Source organism: Staphylococcus pasteuri (assembly GCF_030547725.1).
GTDB classification, from domain to species: Bacteria; Bacillota; Bacilli; order Staphylococcales; family Staphylococcaceae; genus Staphylococcus; species Staphylococcus pasteuri.
The window spans coordinates 1-275 of record NZ_JAUOQO010000324.1 but is presented as its reverse complement, the minus strand read 5'-3'; the positions used below and the strand labels follow the sequence as shown (position 1 = coordinate 275).

General features: G+C 36.7%; 1 protein-coding gene. It reads right to left on the bottom strand.

The features are described 5' to 3' along the window. On the bottom strand, positions 1-258 hold a 258-nt coding region (locus Q4528_RS13835; RefSeq protein ID WP_303522151.1), incomplete at its 3' end, for a WD40/YVTN/BNR-like repeat-containing protein. Positions 259-275 lie beyond the last annotated feature (17 nt).

Below are 275 nucleotides of genomic sequence, written 5' to 3'. Positions count from 1 at the left end.
CCTTTCTCCTTTGTTTGTGCTTTTAAGTATGTAACCTTCTTTACAAGTAACCCAAACAACATTAGACCTAGAAGGGTCTGATGCAATAGAATGAAAGTTTCCACCTCTTCCATTTCCCCAACCGTATTTTGCGTCGTCAGTGTTACAGTTCTCCCAAGTTTTTCCTTTATTTAAGCTTCTCCATATACCCATATCAGCAAGTGCTAGATAAATTAAATTTGGGTCTTTTTTACTTATTTCTGCATCTATGTTAACCAAATTGTCTACCCCAGTAC